The following is a 20098-nucleotide window of genomic DNA, read 5'->3' as shown; positions in this document are numbered from 1 at the left end:
CAAAGACTCCTAGTCGTCGCGGGAGTGGTCATCGTTGAAGCAGTCATCGTTGAAGCAGCCATCGCCGGGGTGGCCATCGCCGGGATGGTCGCCGACGGGGGTGAGGTCCGGCCACACGACCGTGGCGGCGCCCCAGGTCAGACCGGCTCCAAAGGCCGCCATCAGCACCCGGTGCCCGGCTCGGAGACGTCCGGTCGCCCAGGCGTGGGAGAGGGTGAGGGGGATGGAGGCGGCGCTGGTGTTGCCGACGTGCTCGATGTGGTGCAGCACCCGCTGGTCGTCCAGGCCGAGCCGGCGGCCGACCGCTGCGGTGATGCGGGCGTTGGCCTGATGGGGCACGAACCGGTCGACGCCGGTCAGCTCCCATCCGGCGGCCTGGACCGCTTGGTGGGCGGCTTGGGACATGCGGGTGACGGCGTGCTGGAAGGTCTGCGGCCCGCGCATGGTCAAGAACCCGCCGTGCGGTGCCACGATCGCCGAGCCGTCGCGTCCGTCGGCGGCCAGCACGACCGGGCCCAGCGCGCCGGGCTCGGCGGCTTGTCCGGCCCTGACCACGCACGCGGCCGCGGCGTCGCCGAACAGCGGCGCAGTGACCCGATCGCCGGGATCGGTCAGGGACCAGATCCGGTCGGCGGCGATGACCAGGACCCGCGCCGCCGCGCCGAGCGTGATCAGCCCCGCCGCCAGTTGCAGGCCGTAGAGAAAGCCGGTGCAGGCCGCGGCAAGGTCGAAGGCGGGAACACCAGGCAGGCCGAGCCGGGCGGCGACAGCGGGCGCGGTGGCGGGGCACCGGTGATCGGGGGTGATGGTCGCCAGGACGACCGCGTCCACCTGGCCGTTCCCGCTGGAGGCCAGCGCGCGGCGCCCTGCCTGGACGGCCAGGTCACCGGTGGTCACCTCGGCGGCGGCGCGGGCCCGGGAGCAGATCCCGGTCCGGGAGCGGATCCAGTCGGCGTCCACCCCCAGGCCCGCGCAGATCTCCTCGTTGCGGACGCGCCGGTCGGGCAGCGCGGCGCCCAGCCCGCAGATCACCGCCGCCGGACCGATCACCGACGCCGGGCCGTTCACCGACGCCGGGCCGTTCACCGCTGCCTCAGCTCGCCGACGACGACGCCGATCAGGTCCTCCTGACCGGCGACGGCCTGGCGGCGGCCGAGTTCGGCGAACACCTCCAGCGGATCGACGCCGGCGGCGTCCGCCGCCGCAAGGACCGGCCGCTTGAAGCCCGAGAACACCCCGGCGAGCCCTGAGAACACGGCGACGGAGTCGATCGCCGCAGGCCGGTCCATCAACTGCTGCTCGGCGACGTCGGCGGCGGCCAGTGCCGCACGAAGGTCGATGCCGGTCCAGTGGCCCATGCGTTCCAGGACGGCGACCAGCGCCTCCAGCTGGGTGTTGCCCGCGCCCGCGCCGAACCCCCGCGCGCACGCGTCGATGACGCCCGCTCCGGCCTGGACCGCCGCGACCGAGTTCGCAACCGCCATCGACAGGTTGTTGTGCCCATGGAAGATCACCGGGACGTCCACGGCGGCGCAGATCGCAGCGATCCGCTCGCAGACGTCAGCGGGCAGGTAATGCCCGGCCGAGTCCATGATCCCGACCGCCTGCGCACCGAAGCAGACCGCTTGCGCGCACTGGACGGCCAACTGCTCGACGCCGGTCATGTGGCTCATCAGCAGCACCGCCTGCGCCTGCGCGCCCAGCTCGCGCACCAGGCCCAAATGCCGTTCGGTGACGGCCGCCTCGGTGCAATGAGCGGCGACACGGACCACCTCGGCGCCGTGGTCGACCGCGCGACGGATGTCGTCGCCGGTGCCCCATCCCGGCGCCATGAACACCCCCATCTGCGCACGCGTGAGCGCTTGGCGGACGGTGGTGAGCATGACCGAATCAGGGATCGCCGCCCGGCCGATCTGCAACGAGGAGGCACCGAGCCCGTTGCCGTGACCGACCTCGACCACCGGGATGCCCGCGGCGTCGGCGGCCCGCGCGTAGGCGGCCATCTGCGCAGCGCCGAGCCGGTGCCCGACGGCGTGCTGGCCATCGCGCAGGGTCGGGTCGTGGATGACCACCCGCCGGGAGGAGGGACTGGTGGAGGGGGTGGTGGAGGGTGCTTGCATGGTCATGGCTTCCTCAAGGTCGCGTACCGTTCGGCCAGCAGCACCGCGGCCGCGTTGATGAGTTCCACGTTCCCGGCGTAGGCGGGCAGGCGGGCGCCCGTCGCGGTGACGGTCACCGACGCCCGGACCAGGTCCCCGTCCACCCGGCAGGCCACGATCTGGTAGCCGGGCGCGAACGCGCGGACCGCAGCGGCAGCCGCGGCCAGCTCGGCGCGCAGCGCGCGCTCTTCGACGCCTGGGCAGATGACGGCGACCTCGGCGCGGAACGCCGGAGCGGGCAGCGCCGGAGTGAGGTTCGCCAGCACCTTGACGACCCCGTGACCAGCCCCGTGACCAGCCCCGTGACCAGCTTCATGGCCAGCCCCAGGACCGGCCCCAGGGGCGGCGTCGCCGCCCAGGACGATCTGCCGCACCGCGTCCTGGGTGGTGGCAATGTACTCATCCAGGTTGAGCCGGGTGTGGCGGCCGACGCTGGCGGCCGCGGCGGTCGTGACCACCTCCACGTACTGCACGGCGTCCCGACCGCCGTGGCGGGCGATCGTCTCCAGCACCGGCAGGACGGCCTGCCCTCCGCACGACACCAGGTTCAGATGCCAGCAGGAGTCGGCCGAGGCCGCGTTCACCGTCGGGGCGACCATGGTCCCGCTGCTGCCAGGGGTCAGGTCCAGCAGCACCACTCCGGTGGCCACCAGGTCGGCCCAGTGGCGCGCTGAGGCGTTCGAGACGTCGAAGACCACATCGACATCCGCCGCGGTCACCGCCTCCAGACCCGCAGCCGACACCGCACACCCCAAGGCGGCGGCCAGCCGCAGCCCGCGGTCGCTGCTGGGGCCACCGACCACCAGCGCGCAGTCCAGCCACGGGGAACCGCAGATCCGCCGGGCCAGGTCGATCCCCAACTGCCCGGCACCGATGACCGCCGCGCGCACCCGGCGGCTCGCCGGAGCCGTCCGAGAGCCCGGCCAGGGACCGGCGCGCAGAACACCGCCGTCACGCGGCATCGAGCGCCACCCGCCCCAGGTGAGCCGACCAAGCCGCCACGGTCTGGCCGCGCCGGAGCGGGACGCTGGCGTGGACCGCGCCAGCGAGCACAACCTGCCCCGGCCGCAGCGGCAACCCCAGATCCGCCAAGCGGCGCGTCAGCCAGACGAGCGAACGGAACGGATCCCCCAAGATCGCCTCACCGCGGCCGCGCTCAACCGCCCGCCCGGCCACCGTCAGCGTGATCTCCTCACCTCGCAGGTCCAGGCCCGCGGCCGGGCGGACGTCGCCGAGCACGAACCGCGCGCACCCGGCGTTGTCGGCGACACTGTCGGCCAGCGTGATCTGGTCGAGCTCGAACCTGCTGTCGATCACCTCCAGCGCCAGGCACACCCCGGCCACACCCGGAACGCTCCCACCCCGGCCGCCGTCCCGAGCGCCGCCCTGAGCGCCGTTGGTGTCCTGGTCGCCGATGATGAAGGCGATCTCCGCCTCGACACGGGGCGCGCGCAGCCGGTCCAGGGCGACGGTCCCGCCGTTGACCACGGCCATGGTGTCCAGCAGAACCCCCGAGTCCGGCTCGCTGATGCCCACCTGCCGCTGCATGGCCTGCGAGGTCAAACCGACCTTGTGGCCCACGACCTGCGCGTCCTGCTGCATGCGCAGCGCGACGCCGTACTGCTGGACCCGGTAGGCATCTTCGAGCGTCACCCCGCGGCGGCGCCTGCTGAGCAACGCCACCTCACCCACGACGCGTTCCGCCTCATGCAGTCGCCGGGCTTCCTGGGCCCACCAGGCATTCGCCGGGGGCGGCCAGGGCATGCGGTCGACCATCAGGTTTCTCCGTTCCTGGACGCTGGTGGCCTCCAGACAAACCCGCCGCACCAGACCCGGTGAATCGCCGATGACTCGCAACCGGGTTGCGAGTCATTCACAACCCGGCCGGGGCCTTGCCGACCGCCGCCGATCGCCGCCGCGGTGTTACGTTGCGTCCGTGGAACCGCGCCGGCGAGACACGATCGCTGCGGAGCTGCGGGCGACCGCCGCGGACGCCGGCTGGACTCCCTGGCAGCTCACCCAGACCGTGTTCGACAAGGCCCAGACCCCCACCTTGCTGATGGCATGGCGGCTCGCCGCAGGCCACACTCAAGCCCAGGTCATCACCGGCATCCAAGGACTGGCCGCCGACGAGGACCGGCCCTGTGCCCCGAGCCCGAGCCCCTCCCAGCTGTCGAACTGGGAGAACGGCCGAGGCCGACCCGACGCCTACTACCGCCGCTACCTGGCCCTGTGGTTCCGCACGACGCTCGAAAGACTCGGACTGGCGGAAGACGAACCCATCGTTACCCTGGTGGGAGAGGCACTTCCCGCTCCTCACGACCTGGAGGAAGATGTGGATCGTCGCAGGTTCCTGTCCCTAGCCGCGGCGACGCCCCTGGCCGTCAGTCTCACCGACACCCGCGCCCTGATGACCGCCGACCTGCGCCGCCAACTCCCGGCCGCCGACCTTGAACACTGGTGGGACCTGACCGGAACGCACGCCCACGCCTACGGCACGACCCCACCCGGCGCGCTCCTGGCCCGCCTGGACCCTGACCTGGCCGAGATCGCCTCCCTCACCAAGCGGTACCCCCACCAGCGCGACCTCCACCTGATCGCCTCCCGGCTGTGCGGCCTCACCGGCGCGCTGCACACCGACCTCGCTCAAGACCGCCAAGCCCGCGAATGGCTGTACACCGCCAGCCGCTACGCCGATCTGTCCGGCAACACCGCCCAGCAGTACTGGGTCGCGATGGCCGAGGCGATGGACGCCTTCTACAGCCGAACACCACAGCGCGTGATCCACATCGCCCTTCGAGCACGCCATGCCCTTGGCGAAGATTCGCCCACCCCAGCGGCCGCGCAGCTCGCCGGCCTGGCCGCGCGAGCGCACGCTCAGACCGGCAACGTCCACGCGGCCCACACCGAACTCGACAAAGCCCGCGTCATCTTCGGCAACGTCGCCTCCGAGCAAGCCAACGAACCTTGGTGGGGGTTCCCCGAACGCGAGATGACGATGTACAGCTCGCAAGTGCTGTCCCGGACCGGACACCGCGACGCCTGGAGAGAGCAGGACAAGGCACTGGCCGGCTACCCCACCACCGACGTGATGGACCGGCCACTGATCTTCCTGGACCGCGCCCGCTACCTGACCGGCCAGAACCATCCACATGAGGCGGCGAAAGTCGCCGCAGACGCGATCACCGCGATCCCCGCCCGTCTCCGCGTGCCACTGCTCCTCTCCCAGGTCAGTGACATCGCCGACCTCATCGGCACACGATCCACGACCGCAGCGAGCGAACTACAGAAAACGATCTTCCCCCACGCCTGATCGCGCATCGAGATCACCCTCCAGCGCGACGAACTCGACGAACTCGACGAGTGCGCCTTATAGGCATGTTCGGGAAGAGGTGGCGGGCCCGGGCGGAGTACGACGCGGCGTTGGCGCGGCTGGTGGAGGCCGGGGCGGCGTGGGGGTTGACCGGTGTTGAGATGCGGGTGCTGCGGCCGGTGGCGCAGTGTCCGACAGGTCGTGGCTGGTGGGGGCGCGCAAGCGCTCGGACGCGCAGTACTGCTCGCCGCGGTGCCGGCTGGCGGCGTGGCGGGAGCGCTAGGGGATCGTGCCAGGCTGGCTGGCCGAGCTGCGCGCGCAGCAGCGCGGCGATGGACGTTCGCCATAGGCGTTCGCGTTCTGCAGGCGTTTCACCGAAACGCGTGGAGGTGACGGTGTCACCATCGTCACCGGCACCAACACGAAGGGCATCAGCCGCGACTTCTCCAAGAAGAAGTAGTAGCGGCCGATGACCTGCGTGTTCTGCGTGATCGCCGCCGAGGCCTCCCCGGCGGCGATCGTCGCCGAGAAGCGCGCCGACGCCGAGCGCGTCGGCCAAGAGAGGAAGACTCGATGACGGACGTGGTGTTTCCGGCGCTACCGCCCCCCCGGGCCGCTCGTGACCGACGACCCGGCCTGGCGCTACCGGTCCCCGGCGCTGGCCGGTGGCGGGATGGCGCACCTGCGGGTGTGGGACGCCTCGCAGGACCGGCCACCGGGCTCCCGGCTGGTCATCGTCACCGACGTCGGCCAGGGCGCCAGCATCGCCAACTCAGTCGAGGACATCTACACGGTGCTGACCGCCGCCTACGGACCCTTGGTGGTCCTGGAACATGGCATGCCCGACGGCGCTGGCGAACCGGTCGAGTACTTGGACCAGGTCGTCATCGCCGACGGCGCGCCGCGTTGGCGGCGGGTCTGGCCCGCCCCCGACGTCGGCCACGAGCGGTGGATGCGCGAGCACGGGCACGCCCTGCTGGCCGCCTACGCCGGCCGGACGGGCGGCGGGGACGGCGCCGACGACTGAGTAGTCGTCGATGTTCTGCGTGTTCTGCGCGATCGCCGCCGGGGAGGCCCCGGCGGCGATCGTCGCCGACTGGGGCCAGGTGCTGGCGATCGTGCCGCTGGGGCCGGTGACGGCCGGGCACGTGTTGGTGCTGCCGCGCGTTCACGTGCCCGACGTCGCCGCTGACCCGGCGGTCTCGGCGGCGGTGATGGCGCGGGCCGCCGTCCTGGCCGCCGAGTACCCGGCGGTGAACGTCATCACCTCCCGGGGCGCGGCCGCGACGCAGACCGTGTCCCACCTGCACCTGCACGTGGTGCCGCGCCGCGACGACGACGGCCTGGCCCTGCCCTGGAGCGCCCCCGCTGCGCCGTCCGGCCGTCCCGGAATCCCATGATCTCGGGACGCGCTGGGAGGACAGGGCGGCCACCAGCGGCCAGGGCTTTTTCTAAGGCGCCTCAACCGGCGGTGGAGCGGGTTATCTGTGCTGGTCATCAAGGGGTTGAGGGGCGCATTGCGGCTGGGGATCTGTCATGGTCGGCGTTTACGGTGCGGGCATGGACGAGCGAGACGAACCCCCGGCCGACGAGCCGGTCACCCCACTACGCCCCCGCCACCTGTTCGCCCACCGCGACCACGACGCCGAAGACGCTGACGGCAGCGAAGAGGCTGGCAGCGCGCAGGAGCGGCCGGAGACGTCAGAGGGCGCCGAGCGGCGGCGCCGGTTCGAGGCGGAAGCCGCCGAGGATCGTGCACGTCAGGACCGTGACCGTGACCGCCGGTGGGCGTGGGCGGACGCGCGAGGGGCCGTGGGGCGGGCAGGTGCGCGAGTCGGTGCGCCAGCACCGCCAGGTGTACGGCGAGGACGGGTTCGCAGGGCTGGTCGAGTTGTACGCGGACGGCGGCCGGGCCTGGTGGGAGATCTCGGTGGTCGCGGTCGTGACGCTGTCGGTGGTGCTGTCGGCGGTCACGTTTGTCGTCGCGCTGGTGGTGGCTCTGCTGGGCGGCGTGGCCGAACTCGGCAAGGGCGCGGTGGAGGGCCTGGTGACCGTGGGCGTTCCGCAGACCATCTACCGGCCCGTCGAGCACTACCTGACCGGGCACTCGGCTGGGCTGGCGATGTCGGCCGACGCGCTGGCCGGGGCGTGGCTGGCAGCGCAGGTGGTGCTGCTGGTGTGGTCGATGCTGGGGTCGTGGGGCGCGCGGGTGGGCTGGACGTTGACCGGCGCGCTGACGGTGGCGATGGTGTGGGCCGGCACCGTCCCGCAGGCCTCCCGCGCGACCGCGGCCGGGGTGGCGGTGGTCGCCTGGAGCTTGCTGTCGGTCGCGGCGTTCCGTGGAGCGTTCCGCCGTCCGCGCATCGTGGTCGTCAACCAGTCCGCCCCCGCTCCTAGAGACGACCGGTAGCAGCCACCTACACGCGTCCGCCCGAGCGTGCCCCGCTGGGTTTCGGCGCCGTCGCAGCGCCTGGGGGCCACGCATCGCTCACCTAGGCGAGCGCCCGTTAACGATCGGTTTTGCGTCACGGAGTCTTGCGTTCAACAACGCTCTGTTGGCGCAAGCGGGGATGTTGCAGAACCCGTGCCGAGACGCTGTTCCCCCCGTAAGCTGCGCAGCTCTGCTGCCAGGCTGTTGCGGGCGGTCCTACGAAGGCTGCGGTGAGGCCGTTCAGAACGGTGGGTCGTCGTTGTAACTGCCCCCGCGGCTGTTGCCGCCTGTGGCCCAAGGGTCGATGGCAGGAAAACGGCTGCTACTGCCCACCGGTTCCGGTTCGGGTTCCTCGTAGTCGAAGTTGATGCCACGGAACAGAGGCTTGTCGACTGGGCGGCCGTAGAGGGCCGCGCTCCAAACTTCCTGCATCTGGCTGCGCCGGTCGGCCTCTACGCGCTCGTCATCCCGATGGTCCCAGTACCTCACCTTCCGGTCCGGGTCGACGCCTGCGAGCTGGCAGAGGGCGTCGAAGACCACCTCGACGGTCTGCCAGTGGCGGGGCACATGTCCGTGGAACATCCGACGAACCGTCTCCCGGCTCGCGGTTCCCAGCCGCTCCTCCTCGGGGATCTCGTTGATCTGCTCGCAGATAGCTTCCAACGTGGGATGACGCGCTATCTGGTGATAGTCGAACAGAAGCTCGACGAAGTCACGGGTTGGCCCCGCAGGCAGGGCGGTGGTGTCCGGTATTCGCAACAGCTTGGGCATCCGGCTAAGAATCCCTCACATCTGTCCTGGTAAGCACGCCGATACTAGCGAGAACCACTCTGGGCACGCATCAACACGGGAAAACACAGACCGGCTGACCACAACCACGCAGGTCACACCATGACCTGTGGTGCCCCGAGGAATTCCCTGCTCGACAAGTGGTCTGGGGGTTGGGAGAGGCTGTTGTCAAGCCCGCCTCGGAGGTGCTTCGAGGCGGATCGTGCAGCGCCGGCCTCCTGACGGTTTGGTCGCCCATGCGGGAGGCCGGCGCCGACAACAGAGAGGGATCATCCTTGTTTGGAAGACCGTCCCCCCACCGCCATCATCCCCTCTCGAAGCGCGTGAAGCGCCTTGGGACCGCGTTCCTTGTCGGGGTCCTCGTGGTCGGCGTCGTTATCACCGTCGCCTTCTGGGTTCCTCGTGAGCAGGCACAGCTGATCCTGCCGGTGTTCTCAACGCTGGCTGCGGCAGCCATCACCGGCTGGCTGTCGTCCCGCAAGCCGCGCAACTGAACCTGCCAGCCGGGCCCCGGGACGCCGGGGCCCGGCAACGGCGTGGCCAGAACACAGGGATGATCACCGCCTGCCTGATGCGATGACTCGTCAAAAAACCATCGTTTCTTGCAGGTCAACGTCCTTGGTCGCTGCATGTCTGGTGGATGCCTTCAACAACTCCTTCAACAACGTGGGGGCGTCGTCTGCTCGGGCTGACCGTTTGTTGAAGGCGCGCTGGTGCTTGGCGCGTGGAGCTGGTCGGGACGCTGGACGGTCGGGGTGGTGGGAGGACGATAGATCAGGGTTGCGGTTGCCGTCGCTGTGGAGGTGGAAGGTGGCCCACGCCTGGCGGGGTGGGCCACCTGGGTCGTGGGGGGGTTAGTGGTGAGTGATCCACCAGGTGGTCAGGCTGACCAGGGCGGCGCCGGCGGCGGTGGCGGTGCCGCGCACGAACGCGGTCAGTGCGATGCGGCTGAGCCGGGTGCGAAGTGACGGGGCGGGCATGGGCGATCTCCTTCGTCGGGTGGTCCCGGGCCCTCTGAGAGCTGGGGCGGTGACTTGATTGCGCCTGTTTGAAGGGTTTTCTGGCGCGGGCCCGTCGGGTGTAGGACCGTGGTGACCTGGCTTGGTCGGGTTTTGTGAAGGGTTGGCGATCAGATCCGATCGCCTCCGGTTCACGGCCGCTGGCAGCCCAGACCCGGGCGTCACTTCGGGGAGTCCATGGTGGGGAGGGTGCGGTGACAGATCCGGTGAGTGCGGTCGAGGTCTTCGCCCAGCGGCTGCGGGAGCTGCACCAGGCGGCGGGGGCGCCGACCGGGGAGGCCATACAGGTCCGGGCGGCCCGGCGCCGCCCGGCGGTGCGGTTTAACAAGAGCTCCTTCAGCGAGTGGCGTCGCGGCCGGCGGGTTCCGGCCAGCCTGGACACCGTGCACTGGCTGGTGGAGGAGTGCCTGCGGCCCCTGGCCCAGCAGAAGAATCCCGGCACCCTCATCCCGCCGCCGGTCTGGTGGCGCGACACCTGGACCAAGGCGCGCGCCGAACTTGACGTCGGCGGCCGCCCGCCCGTGCCGCACCCGCCCGCCCCCGCGTGGCAGCCTGCGCCGCTGGTGCAGGTGGGGCAGATCCCTCCCGAGGCCGACAGTTTCCAGCGCCGCGCGGTTGCCGACCGGTTGGACCGGCAGGCGCAAGGCTCGGGGACGGTGGTGGTGTGCCAGGTGCTGACCGGGACGGGTGGGATCGGCAAGACCCAGCTGGCCGCCGCCTACGCCCGCACCGCCCGCGACCGGGGCGTGCAGGTGGTGGTGTGGGTGATCGCGGCCAGCCGGGCCGGGGTGGTGGACGCCTACGCCAACGCCGCCGTCCGCCTGGGCCTGGCCGACCGCGACGACGCCGACCACGCCGCCCGGGCGTTCTTGGACTGGGCCGCCACCACCGATCAGCGCTGGCTGCTGGTGCTGGACGATGTCCAGGCCCACGGCGACCTGCGGGGGCTGTGGCCACCGGCCTTCCCTGCGGGCACCACCGTGGTGACCACTCGCCGTCGCGACCTGGCCCCGCCCGGTCTGCGCCCCCGCGTTGTGGAGGTCGACCTGTTCACCGACCAGGAGGCCGATGCCTATCTGCGGGACCGGCTGGGCGATCTAGCCGCCGACCCCGACCAGCGTGCCGCGTTGATCAGAGAGTTGGGGCATCTGCCGTTGGCGCTGGCCCAAGCTGCGGCCTACATGGTCCAGCAGGACATCGACTGCGCCCACTACCGCCGGTTGCTGGCCGGCAAGCTGCTGGCCGACACCGTCCCCGAAGCGGGCGACCTGGCCGAGGACCAGCGGATCGTCTCGGCGGTGTGGGAGATCTCCATCGACCGCGCTGACCAAGACCGCCCACAAGGGCTGGTCCGGCCACTGATCCAGCTGGCCAGCGTCCTGGACCCCAACGGCATCCCCACCGCGGTGTTCACCAGCACCACTGCTCGCGACTACATCGCCTCCTATCTGCTCGAATCAGATGACCTAGCCGATCAGGTCATCGACCAGGGGCTGCGGCTGCTGCACCGCTACAGCTTGATCAACTATGACCGTGACGCCGCCCACCGCCAGGTCCGCATCCACCAGCTCATCCAGCGCGCCACCCGCGAGAACCTCCAATCCAAGCCCGACCACGGCTCAGCCCTGTTCGCCGAGCTCGGCCAGAGCGCCGCCGACGCCCTGCTGGAGACCTGGCCCCCGATCGAACGCGACGAACTCGGCCAGATCCTGCGCGCCAACACCACCGCCCTGCAGCAGACCGCCGGCACCACTCTGTTCACCGCCGAGGACCGCGCCCACCTCGTGCTGTTCCGCGCCGCCACCAGCTTGGGCGAGAGCGGGCAGCCCATTGCGGCCATCACCGCCTACACCAGCCTGCACGCCACCTGCCAGCAACAACTTGGCCCCGACCACCCCCAGACCCTGGCCACCCGCAACAACCTGGCTTCGTGTCGGGGCCGTGCCGGGGATCCCGCCGGTGCCGCAGCCGCATTCCAAGAACTGCTGACCGACCAGCTACGGGTGCTGGGTCCCGACCACCCCGATACTCTGACCACCCGCAACAACCTGGCCTCGTGGCGGGGCGAGGCCGGGAACGCCGCGGGAGCCGCAGCCGCCTTCGAAGAACTCCTTGCCGAGGTCCTGCGTGTGCTGGGCCCTAACCACCCCAACACCCTGAACACCCGCAGCAACCTGGCCATGTGGCGGGGCCAGGCTGGGGACGCCGCGGGAGCCGCAGCCGCCTTCGAAGAACACTTGACCGAGACCCTGCGCGTGCTAGGTCCCGACCATCCTGACACCCTGAACATCCGCAACAACCTGGCCATGTGGCGGGGCGAAGCTGGGGACGCCGCGGGGGCCACGGCCGCCTTTGAAGAACTCCTTGCCGAGGTCCTGCGTGTGCTGGGCCCTAACCACCCCAACACCCTGAACACCCGCAGCAACCTGGCCATGTGGCGGGGCGAGGCCGGGGATCCCGCTGGCGCCGCAGCCGCCTTCGAAGAACTCCTGGTCGATCGGCTGCGCGTGTTGGGCCCCGACCATCCCCAGACCTTGAACACCCGCAATAACCTGGCCGTGTGGCGGGGCTGGGCCGGGAATCCCGCCGGGACCGCAGCCGCCTTCGAAGAACTGCTGACCGACCAGTTACGCGTGCTAGGTCCCGACCATCCTGACACCCTGACCACCCGCAACAACCTGGCCGCATGTCGGGGCCAGGCCGGGGATCTCACAGGTGCTGCGGCCGCCTTCGAAGAACTGCTGACCGATCAGCTGCGCGTGCTGGGTCCCGACCACCCCCGCATCCTGACCACCCGCACCAACTTGGCGTACTGGCGCAAGGCGGCCGAAAAGGGCGAATGAGTCACGCGGACATCTAGATTACGGCGTCCTGGTGGTTCGGATCCGGCGCATCGCCCTTGTGGTGCCGCTCGCCGCCCACATGGGCGGATTGTTTCATAGGTGACCACCTATGAAACAGTCCGGCCTCCGGCCGCGATCTAGGGCGTTCTCCACCAGAAACTGTTTCATAGGTCGTTTCAAACATCTGGACTCGTGAAACACACCTATGAAACAGTGGTGGGGTGAGCAAGGACGACTTCCGGGCCGTGGAGGCCCAGGACTGCCCGATGTCGACGTGCGCGGCACCGGCCGGGTCGCCGTGCCGCACCGCCAAGGGCGTGGTCGCGGTCAACTACCACACCGCGCGCTTCCGCCTGGTGCCCGCGCTGGCGAAAAGGCTGCACGTGCCGACCCCGGCGGTGCGCAAGCCCGGGTCGGTGTGGACCGAGCTGCCGCGCCCGGCCGCTACCGGGGCCGAGCCGGCCGGGCGGGTGCGGATCGGGTACGCGCGCGCCTCCACGCTCCGCCAGTCCCTGGACACCCAGCTCGACTCATTGGCCGCCGCCGGGGTGGGGCGGGTGTTCGCCGAGAAGATCTCCACCCGCGCCACCGTCCGCCCCGAACTGGACAAGGCGATCGCGCTGGCGCGGGAGATGCGCGCGGCCGGGGTGGCGGTGATGCTGGTGGTGCACGAGCACAAGCGGCTGGGCCGCGGCATCGAGCTGGCCGCGCTGGCCGAGCAGTTGCGCGCCGACGGCATCGCCCTGGAGTTCCTCACCGGCGAACTGCAGGGATCGCACGACCCGGGCGGGGTGGTGTTCACCGTGCTGGCCGCGCTGTCGGGGATGGAGCGCGAGTACATCCGCGACCGCACCCTGGAAGGTCAGGAATCGGCCCGCGCCCGCGGCAAGACCATCGGCGGCGCCACCGTCGCCGACCCCGCCATGCTCGGCATGGCCCTGCACCTGCGTGACCAGGGCATGAGCCTGCGCGACATCGCCGCCCGCCTGGTCATCACCACCGGCAAAAAGAAGGGCCGCCACCCCTCACCGGCCACCGTGATGCGGATGCTGCGCGACCACGACCAGACCACCAGCCGAGCCGCCGACCCCGCTGCGGGCCGGGACGTAGTTGAAGCTTCAGCGGCGTTCGGCGGGTGACGATCAGGAAGCTGCGGTGGTGAGCCTGCCGGCCGAGAGCGGTCATAGTGACGACGATCGTGGCGTTTGTGCTGGTGAACACGCTCCACCTGAAGGTCGACTCCAAGAAGTAGTACCTCGCCGCTTCAGGTGGCCCGAGGGGCTGCTGCCGTTGACCGGCGGCAGGAGCCCCTGGCTGGCTCCTCGGCGTGATCCTCGTCTGGGGCGGGATGCCTGTGGCGTTCCTGCACCATTACCTGGTCCGTCGAGTGATGTGGGTGAATTCTGGCGTGGCGGAACGACAGCGGCCTCTTGTGCCGTGATGTAGATATGGCAGACACCACCGTCCAAGGTTCCGGGCCGATGACCGACGAACGCGAGCTCACCGACGCGGAGATCGAAGTCCTCCAGCGCAAGGATTTCTACGCCGACCCCGACACCGTCACAGCCGAGCTCTACCCGCGCGCCACCAACCTGTCGGCGGGCATGCTGTATCGCCGCGTGATCCGTCCGCAGGCGCCTGCCGCGCCGGAGTACGTCACGTTGCCGCTATCTCGGTATCGGGATGAGGCAGAGGTGCAGCTAAGTGTGACCGTTGCGCAGTGGAATCTGCTGTGGGAGGCGGCGCAGCTGCGGCGCCGGTTCTTCGCCGAGGACGACCTGCCACCGGTCATCGGCCAGATCGCCGATCGCGGCGATGTGAACGTGGTGTTCGTGCCCCGGACCGACAGCCGCTACTACGAGTACTCCCCGCTGTTCCACCTGCTGTCCCACTCGACGGTCCAGCGCTACGGGCTGCCGCCGCTGCGCTGCGGCCAATGGCCCTACGTGGCGCACACCGCGCCGGTCGACCGGTTTCTGCCGACGGACTTCGAGCACCGGTTGTCACGGGCGTGGGCGGCCACGGTGTGGCGGTACCTGGTCTCCGGTTCGCCGTTGCGGGCGTTCTCCGGCAGCGACCCGATCCGGCTGCTGGCCCACAACCTGGACTACTGGGTCCCGCCGGTGACCGCCGCCATCCAGGACATCCTCGGCGGGTTCCCGCGCGTGGACGAGGCCGTGGGCCAGGAGCCGGTCCCGTTGGAGGACGGCTCGGTCCTGGAGGGCGCGGTGGCGGTCAGCCCGCGGGTGGGCAGCGAGCTGTGGCAGGGCCAGGCCGAAGCGGCCGAGGTGGTGCGGGCGACCGTGGAGCACGCCGACGCCGACGGCCGGCTGCGCGGCATCTTGGAGGCGGTGCGGGAGCACCGCGTGCAGGACGACTTCTCCGAGCACTGGTCGTTCGCGCGCGAGGACTTCGAACGCAAGCTGTACAGCAAGCGCTCCAAGGTCGCGGTGCGGTTCGTCGAGCTGACTGACACCATCCCGGTGCAAGGTCCCGAGACCGAGGTCTTGGACGGCCTGGTGTACGGCGACTTCCTGGCCCTGCTGGACCCACGCGAACGGCAGGTGGTGGTCCTGCTGCACAGCGGCGTCACCAAACTGACCGAGATCGCCGAGCTGCTGGGCTACGCCAACCACAGCCCGGTCTCCAAGCGCCTGGCCCGGATCAGAGAGAAGGCCGACGCCTACTTCCGGCAGACCTAGCCGCAGCCCACCGAGGTGACCAGAGCTCACCGGCCGCACGATCAGCGAGCGCGGGCCGCCGCCGGAGCCGACGGTCCGGCCGGAACGGGCCCGCGCGGGCTCCAAGCCGGTGCCACGCGGGCGGGCACAGCAGCAACCGCGAGAGGTCACCGCCCCACAAAAGCAATGATCGCGATATCAGGCGTCAATGATCAGAATCTGAGGCCGCAATGATCAAAAACGTCAGGGTGGACGCTAGCTGCATAGACACCGTTCAGGGCGCGGCATCGGGCGTCCGACGGGGGTCCTTAGTCGTCCGAAGTTGTCCTAAGCATCCGCCGGGGATGCACAGGCTGCGGCCGCAGGGCGCGGGCGGCAAGCTCGGCGAGGCAGCACACTGATGTCCGTGACGCCAGAGATGCCCCCCAGCGCGGTTGGCCGAAGCCAGCGGCCGATGACGCAGGACGACACTATCAAGTGGCTTTTGGATCGTTCGCAGCGACGCAACCGCACGGTGCCGCTGCGGCGTTCGCTCGTGCAGGACGCGGTGGAGGACGGGCCGCGGTCGACTTCGAAGCCCGGGCCGCTGACCGGCCTGATGCGCAACGAGTCGGCGCTGGACCTGCTGCTGCTGGTCCATGCCGTCACCACCGGCGGCGACTTCGGCGTGACCGAGCGGTCTGAGACCTGGGCGCGCGCCACCGGCGTGTCCTTCGCGACCGACGGATCGGCCAGCGCTCCGGTCTCGCGTCTGTGGCAGAAGCTGGAGCGGCTGAACCTCATCACGCGGTCGCAGGACGGACGTCTGACGCGGGTCACCAAGCTGCGGGAGGACGGGACCAAGCGCCCGTACACCCGGCCTACCGCCGCCGGGTACAGCGCGCTGGACGAGATCTACTTCCAGCTGCCGTTCCAGTACTGGGAAGACGGCTACCACCACAGGCTCACCATCGTCGGCAAGGCGGTGATGTTGATCGGCATGAGCCTGCGCAAGGCGCAGTTCGCCCTGCCCCAGACCACCGCATTCGCCAGCTACTACGGCATCTCCAAATCGACCCTGGAGCGGGGCGTCAAGGAGCTGACCGACACCGGGCTCATCAACATGACCGGCACTCAGACCTATGAGACCGGCGAGACCCGCACCGGGTACGGCGAACGCACCCTCTACGGGTTCTGCCCCCCGTTCGACCTGAACGTCCGCAAGCACCACCCCAAGGACCCCGCCCCCAAGAGCCAGGGTTCCCAGCACACGGCCAAGGCGAGCAGCAGCGAGGCCTCCACGCCGAAGCCGTCCGTCCCCGTCCCGCAGGCCGAGACCATCCTCAACGGCCTCCGGCAGGAGCCTGTCGGAACCGCGGACATCTTCCTGCTCCCCGCCCAAGTCACCACTGCCGACGAGAGGAGGTGACAAGCATGGAGAAGCCCAAGATGAACTGGCGTGGCTGGACGAACGTGTCTACGCTGCCCGGCGCGATCATCGCCGCCGCCGCCGGCGGCTCGATCGGCACGCTGTTCGTCGAAGGGTTCCGCTACCTGATCGCCTGAGACCCCGGCCTAGCAACCAAAACTCAGAACGACCAAGTAGCGAACCATCGCCCGGCCCCGCCCTCGGGCGGGGCCATTCCCATCATGCAACAGGTACCCGACCAGCAGGAAGCCGCACCGCCAAGACCCCACCCCGCCACCCAGGACGCGTCGAGCGGCCCCGCGATGCGGCGATCGAGACGGCGCTGCTGTACATCAGCACCCGCCAAATCCCCCGCGGCCGCGCGCGAGCCGTTGACGACGTGGTTGCAGGGGCGCGGCCGCCAGCCCCAGGCGCTGTGGACCTGGCAGCGCGGACCGCTCACCATCTCCGGCATCATCCGAGCCGTCCTGGCCGTCGGCGCCATTGCCCATTACTTCCGCGCCAGCGCCCCCAATACCACGACCGTCATAGAACGCGTATTTGAGTAGACCACCAGGCCATCCAGCGAACACCAACCTTACGAACCAGCAGACGAACCCTCACCGTCACGCGCACGCAACGCTGCCTCCAGGTTGGCGCGGGATCGCAGGGTGTCGGGGTGATCCTCGCTCAGCACCCGCCGGCAACTGGTCAGGTTCTGCTCCAACAACGTGATCGCCTGCTCTCTGGCCCCGGCGTGGTGGTAGGCGCGAGCCAGGTTGTTGCGGGAGGTCAAGGTATCGGGGTGGTGGTCGCCCAGCACCCGTTGCCGGTCGGCCAGCGTCTGCTCAGACAGCTGAATGGCCCGCTCCAGGTCACCGGCAGCGCGGTAGAGAACAGCTAGCTTGTTGCGGGAGGACAGCGTGTCGGGGTGATGCTTGTCCAGCACCCGCTCGAAGGTGGTTCGGGCACGTTCCAGGTAGCTAATGCTGCGGAGCAGAAATCCTTGGTTGCGGAGGAACAAACCTGTCTGGGCGCACAACCGGGCGGTGGCGGCGTCGTCGGTGCCGACGGGTGCATGGTCGGTCAGAGCGTCGATGTGGGGAAGCAGCGCCCGCCAAGTAGGCCACCCGCCCGGATCTTCAGGATTTTTCGGACGGGTGTGGTTGAGGAGGGCGGTAGCGTGGTGGCGGGCGACGGTGATGTCGGCGGGGCAGCGGTGGATGTCGTTGACGCTGTCGGGGGCGGGGGTGCGGGCAACAGCCTGGACTAGTCGGTGCACGCTGATTGCTTGGCCGTCGCGCGACAGGGTGATCATGTTGTAGGCGGCCAGCCGCGCCACCGCGTCCTGTACCGCCACCGCCCCGCCCTGCTCGATCACATGTTGGTCGAGTTCGGCCAGGCCGTTCAGCAGGGTGCGGGGGATGGCTTCGGGTGCCCACCAGGCCAGCACTCGTAGCACGGTGCCGGCCAAGGGCGTGTCGGCGGTCAGGTGGTCCAAGGTGGAGTGCCACACCCGGGCCACGGTGCGATCGGTGTCGTCGCACCCAGGAGCGGTGCGGGCGTAGGTGGCAGCGGGGTAGGCGGCGAGCCGCTGCAAGTAGGCGCGGGGGCCGGTGCCGTTCTCGGTCAGGAACCCGGCGGCCTGTTCCACGGCCAGCGGCAGGCATCCCAGCTCGCGGCACAGCTCCTCGGCGCCGTCCAGGTTGAGGCCGGGGCGTTCGGTGGTGACGGTGCGCTCCAGCAGTTGGACGACCTGCGGCAGCGGGAGCACATTCAGAGCGATGATCTGATGGGTGATGCGGGACCAGCCGGTGCGCAGCCGGGTGGTGATCAGCACCCGCCCGCCGACTGCGGCGCGCAGCCGCCCAAGGACCGGTTCCACGTCGCCGGGCCGCTCGACGTTGTCCAGCACCAGCAGCCAGCCCTGCTGGCTGCACAGCCAGCCGACCGCGTGCTCGAACAACACCTCCAGCGGCTGGCTGGCCGCGCCGGTGCCCAGCAGCGCCGCCCCCAGCCCCGCCACCCCTTCCTGGATGGCGGTCGGGCTGTCGGCGGTGACCCACCACACCACCTCGCCGGGCCGGTGCCGGGTGGCGGCCCAGTGCGCGGCCAGTGCCGACTTGCCGATCCCGCCCAGCCCGTGCACCGCCCCCACCCGGCCCGCGACCGGCCGCTGGTGCACCACCGCCGCCATCGGGCCCTCACCTTCACCGGCCTGCGGGTCGGAGGCGCGCGCGCCGTCGCCGACACCGAACGTAGTGTCCAACCGTTCCAGTTCGTCTTGACGGCCGACGAACAGCTCGCCCGCCTGCGGCGGCAGGTGCACCGGCACCGGCCCCGCCTCCTGTACAACCCCTTGGCCCGGCGCTGCGGGAGCGGGGGTGAGGTTGACGGTGCTGCCCGGGCCGGTCTGAACGAACGTACGGGGGCCGGCGTAGTGGGCGTTTTGCTGGGCCTGGACGGCGTGGTCGCCGGTGGCGACCTGCCCGCTCACCTCGGCCTGCCCGCCCACCCCCACCGACCGCTCCCCGGCCGACAGCACCTCGGCCGGCGCCGTCTCCTGCAGGGGGCCGTCGGGCTCCGGGCCACCGGAGGGGGATCGTCCTCGCCGCGCCATAATCGGCATCATCCACCCCGATCCCCACCGGCTGCAGCCGACCGCCGCCCGGCCGCACCAGGCCGCCGGCGCCCGGCAGCCGGAGCGGTGCGCGGGCCGCGACCCCCGCCCGGTTTTTCGTCACGGAACCGTTGGCTTTCGTCACGCGGCCGGGATAGCGTCCTTTTCATCACAACCAGCGCGTGACGAAAACAAGGGGAGGGCCATCGTGTCCGTCTGCGTGGTCTGCGGAACCGAGTTCGCCGCCAAGCAGCGGGGCCGGCCGCGCGCCTACTGCTCACGGGCCTGCCAGGCCAAGGCCTACCGGGCCCGCAAGAACCCCGGCGGCCCGGCAACACCTCCGCCTCCCGCCCCGGCCCCGCTCCCGGTGTCGGCGGACGCGCCGCTGCCCCGAACGGCCTCGCCGGTCTCGCCGGTCTGGGACATAGTGGAGATGCCGGGGGCGTTGACACCGGTGCCGCCGCGGGGTGAGCAGGCTCCGGCGTCGGTCACCGAGGTCCGGGTCCAGGCCCATCTGCGCGCCCAGCCCGGCGGCCGCACCGCGGCCTGGAGCGAGGCGCGCGACTTCGCCGCGCAGCTGGCCGCGACCGCCGCGCAGATGGCGCTGGCCATCGACGACGGCCACACCGGCGACCCGCCGCCCGACCATGTCCAGGAGCTGTACCTGTGGGCCCAGCACCAGCTGCATGTCCTGGGCCAGCTCGCCCGCCTTCCCGCCACCCCCGACCGCCCCGCCGCCCCACGGGCAAGTGACGAAAACCGTGCCGCGGCCGCCGAACCCGCCGAGCCCGAACCCGCCGAGTCGCAGGACGCCGCGTCCGCGGCCGTCGAGCCGGTGCCGGCGACGGTCACCGCG

The 20098-nt window shown here is 70.6% G+C and carries 17 protein-coding genes; 10 read left to right on the top strand and 7 right to left on the bottom strand.

All coding sequences use genetic code 11. From position 1 onward, the window contains the following. Positions 1–9 precede the first annotated feature (9 nt). Genes AH6_RS19470 through AH6_RS19455 form a run of 4 tightly spaced genes read right to left on the bottom strand, consistent with a single transcriptional unit; the run spans position 10 to position 3935 of the window. Positions 10–1086 carry a beta-ketoacyl-ACP synthase 3 gene (locus AH6_RS19470; RefSeq protein WP_067481821.1) on the bottom strand — a complete coding sequence of 359 codons (1077 nt, stop codon included), beginning with the start codon at positions 1084–1086 and terminating at the stop codon, positions 10–12. Further along, positions 1083–2126, bottom strand: a complete 1044-nt coding sequence (dmpG, locus tag AH6_RS19465; RefSeq protein WP_083983185.1) for a 4-hydroxy-2-oxovalerate aldolase — start codon at positions 2124–2126, stop codon at positions 1083–1085. The genes AH6_RS19470 and dmpG overlap by 4 nt, the downstream gene beginning before the upstream one ends. Next, the gene (locus AH6_RS19460; protein WP_083983183.1) at positions 2123–3121 is read right to left on the bottom strand and encodes a hypothetical protein; all 999 of its coding nucleotides are present in this window, start codon (positions 3119–3121) and stop codon (positions 2123–2125) included. The genes dmpG and AH6_RS19460 overlap by 4 nt, the downstream gene beginning before the upstream one ends. Beyond that, positions 3111–3935, bottom strand: coding sequence for a 2-keto-4-pentenoate hydratase (locus AH6_RS19455; protein WP_218005885.1), 825 nt, complete (start codon positions 3933–3935; stop codon positions 3111–3113). The genes AH6_RS19460 and AH6_RS19455 overlap by 11 nt, the downstream gene beginning before the upstream one ends. 160 nt (positions 3936–4095) lie before the next feature. Here AH6_RS19455 and AH6_RS19450 point away from each other — a divergent pair, with 160 nt between their 5' ends. From AH6_RS19450 to AH6_RS19435, 4 genes are all read left to right on the top strand, one after another. After that, complete coding sequence (locus tag AH6_RS19450) at positions 4096–5472, top strand: helix-turn-helix domain-containing protein (RefSeq protein WP_067481817.1); 1377 nt, start codon at positions 4096–4098, stop codon at positions 5470–5472. Positions 5473–6091: 619 nt separating this feature from the next. Then, on the top strand, positions 6092–6499 hold the full coding sequence (locus tag AH6_RS19445) for a hypothetical protein (RefSeq protein WP_067481815.1): 408 nt from the start codon (positions 6092–6094) through the stop codon (positions 6497–6499). A 10-nt stretch (positions 6500–6509) separates the two neighbouring features. After that, entirely contained in the window at positions 6510–6872 is a 363-nt protein-coding gene (locus AH6_RS19440) for an HIT family protein (protein ID WP_083983181.1), read from the top strand. A gap of 353 nt (positions 6873–7225) precedes the next feature. After that, the gene (locus AH6_RS19435; RefSeq protein WP_157431578.1) at positions 7226–7882 is read left to right on the top strand and encodes a hypothetical protein; all 657 of its coding nucleotides are present in this window, start codon (positions 7226–7228) and stop codon (positions 7880–7882) included. Between the two features lie 261 nt (positions 7883–8143). On the opposite strand, the gene AH6_RS19430 is transcribed toward AH6_RS19435, so the two are convergent. Further along, the gene (locus tag AH6_RS19430; protein ID WP_067481811.1) at positions 8144–8674 is read right to left on the bottom strand and encodes a hypothetical protein; all 531 of its coding nucleotides are present in this window, start codon (positions 8672–8674) and stop codon (positions 8144–8146) included. 380 nt (positions 8675–9054) lie between these two features. Here AH6_RS19430 and AH6_RS46690 point away from each other — a divergent pair, with 380 nt between their 5' ends. Beyond that, on the top strand, positions 9055–9186 hold the full coding sequence (locus tag AH6_RS46690) for a hypothetical protein (protein WP_281180262.1): 132 nt from the start codon (positions 9055–9057) through the stop codon (positions 9184–9186). A gap of 360 nt (positions 9187–9546) precedes the next feature. Here the strand turns inward: AH6_RS46690 and AH6_RS46685 are convergent, their stop codons facing one another. Continuing rightward, complete coding sequence (locus AH6_RS46685) at positions 9547–9672, bottom strand: hypothetical protein (protein WP_281180261.1); 126 nt, start codon at positions 9670–9672, stop codon at positions 9547–9549. A gap of 233 nt (positions 9673–9905) precedes the next feature. On the opposite strand from AH6_RS46685, the gene AH6_RS19425 reads away from it, so the two are divergent. The 5 genes from AH6_RS19425 (at position 9906) to AH6_RS46680 (ending at position 16780) form a co-directional block, all read left to right on the top strand. Continuing rightward, positions 9906–12554, top strand: a complete 2649-nt coding sequence (locus AH6_RS19425; RefSeq protein WP_218005884.1) for a tetratricopeptide repeat protein — start codon at positions 9906–9908, stop codon at positions 12552–12554. A gap of 221 nt (positions 12555–12775) precedes the next feature. Continuing rightward, the gene (locus tag AH6_RS19420) at positions 12776–13693 is read left to right on the top strand and encodes a recombinase family protein (protein ID WP_245679381.1); all 918 of its coding nucleotides are present in this window, start codon (positions 12776–12778) and stop codon (positions 13691–13693) included. Positions 13694–14035: 342 nt separating this feature from the next. Beyond that, a complete protein-coding gene (locus AH6_RS19415) occupies positions 14036–15256 on the top strand; it encodes a helix-turn-helix domain-containing protein (RefSeq protein WP_067481807.1) in 1221 nt (406 codons plus the stop codon). A gap of 433 nt (positions 15257–15689) precedes the next feature. Beyond that, positions 15690–16643, top strand: coding sequence for a hypothetical protein (locus AH6_RS19410; RefSeq protein ID WP_157431576.1), 954 nt, complete (start codon positions 15690–15692; stop codon positions 16641–16643). Positions 16644–16648: 5 nt separating this feature from the next. After that, complete coding sequence (locus tag AH6_RS46680) at positions 16649–16780, top strand: hypothetical protein (RefSeq protein ID WP_281180260.1); 132 nt, start codon at positions 16649–16651, stop codon at positions 16778–16780. 440 nt (positions 16781–17220) lie between these two features. On the opposite strand, the gene AH6_RS19405 is transcribed toward AH6_RS46680, so the two are convergent. Further along, positions 17221–19242: a tetratricopeptide repeat protein gene (locus AH6_RS19405; RefSeq protein ID WP_157431575.1), complete on the bottom strand. Its 2022-nt coding sequence runs from the start codon at positions 19240–19242 to the stop codon at positions 17221–17223. Positions 19243–20098 lie beyond the last annotated feature (856 nt).

The sequence above is a fragment of the Actinomadura hibisca NBRC 15177 genome (assembly GCF_001552635.1).
GTDB lineage: Bacteria > Actinomycetota > Actinomycetes > Streptosporangiales > Streptosporangiaceae > Spirillospora > Spirillospora hibisca.
The sequence above is the reverse complement of the archived record's forward strand: the minus strand, read 5'-3'. Positions and strand labels throughout refer to the sequence as shown.

Coding starts and splice junctions, on each gene's coding strand:
- dmpG (WP_083983185.1), bottom strand. CDS start 2,126: ATGACCATGCAAGCACCCTCCACCACCCCCTCCACCAGTCCCTCCTCC.
- AH6_RS19460 (WP_083983183.1), bottom strand. CDS start 3,121: ATGCCGCGTGACGGCGGTGTTCTGCGCGCCGGTCCCTGGCCGGGCTCT.
- AH6_RS19455 (WP_218005885.1), bottom strand. CDS start 3,935: ATGGTCGACCGCATGCCCTGGCCGCCCCCGGCGAATGCCTGGTGGGCC.
- AH6_RS19440 (WP_083983181.1), top strand. CDS start 6,510: ATGTTCTGCGTGTTCTGCGCGATCGCCGCCGGGGAGGCCCCGGCGGCG.
- AH6_RS19430 (WP_067481811.1), bottom strand. CDS start 8,674: ATGCCCAAGCTGTTGCGAATACCGGACACCACCGCCCTGCCTGCGGGG.
- AH6_RS46685 (WP_281180261.1), bottom strand. CDS start 9,672: ATGCCCGCCCCGTCACTTCGCACCCGGCTCAGCCGCATCGCACTGACC.
- AH6_RS19415 (WP_067481807.1), top strand. CDS start 14,036: ATGACCGACGAACGCGAGCTCACCGACGCGGAGATCGAAGTCCTCCAG.
- AH6_RS19410 (WP_157431576.1), top strand. CDS start 15,690: ATGACGCAGGACGACACTATCAAGTGGCTTTTGGATCGTTCGCAGCGA.
- AH6_RS46680 (WP_281180260.1), top strand. CDS start 16,649: ATGGAGAAGCCCAAGATGAACTGGCGTGGCTGGACGAACGTGTCTACG.
- AH6_RS19405 (WP_157431575.1), bottom strand. CDS start 19,242: ATGGCGCGGCGAGGACGATCCCCCTCCGGTGGCCCGGAGCCCGACGGC.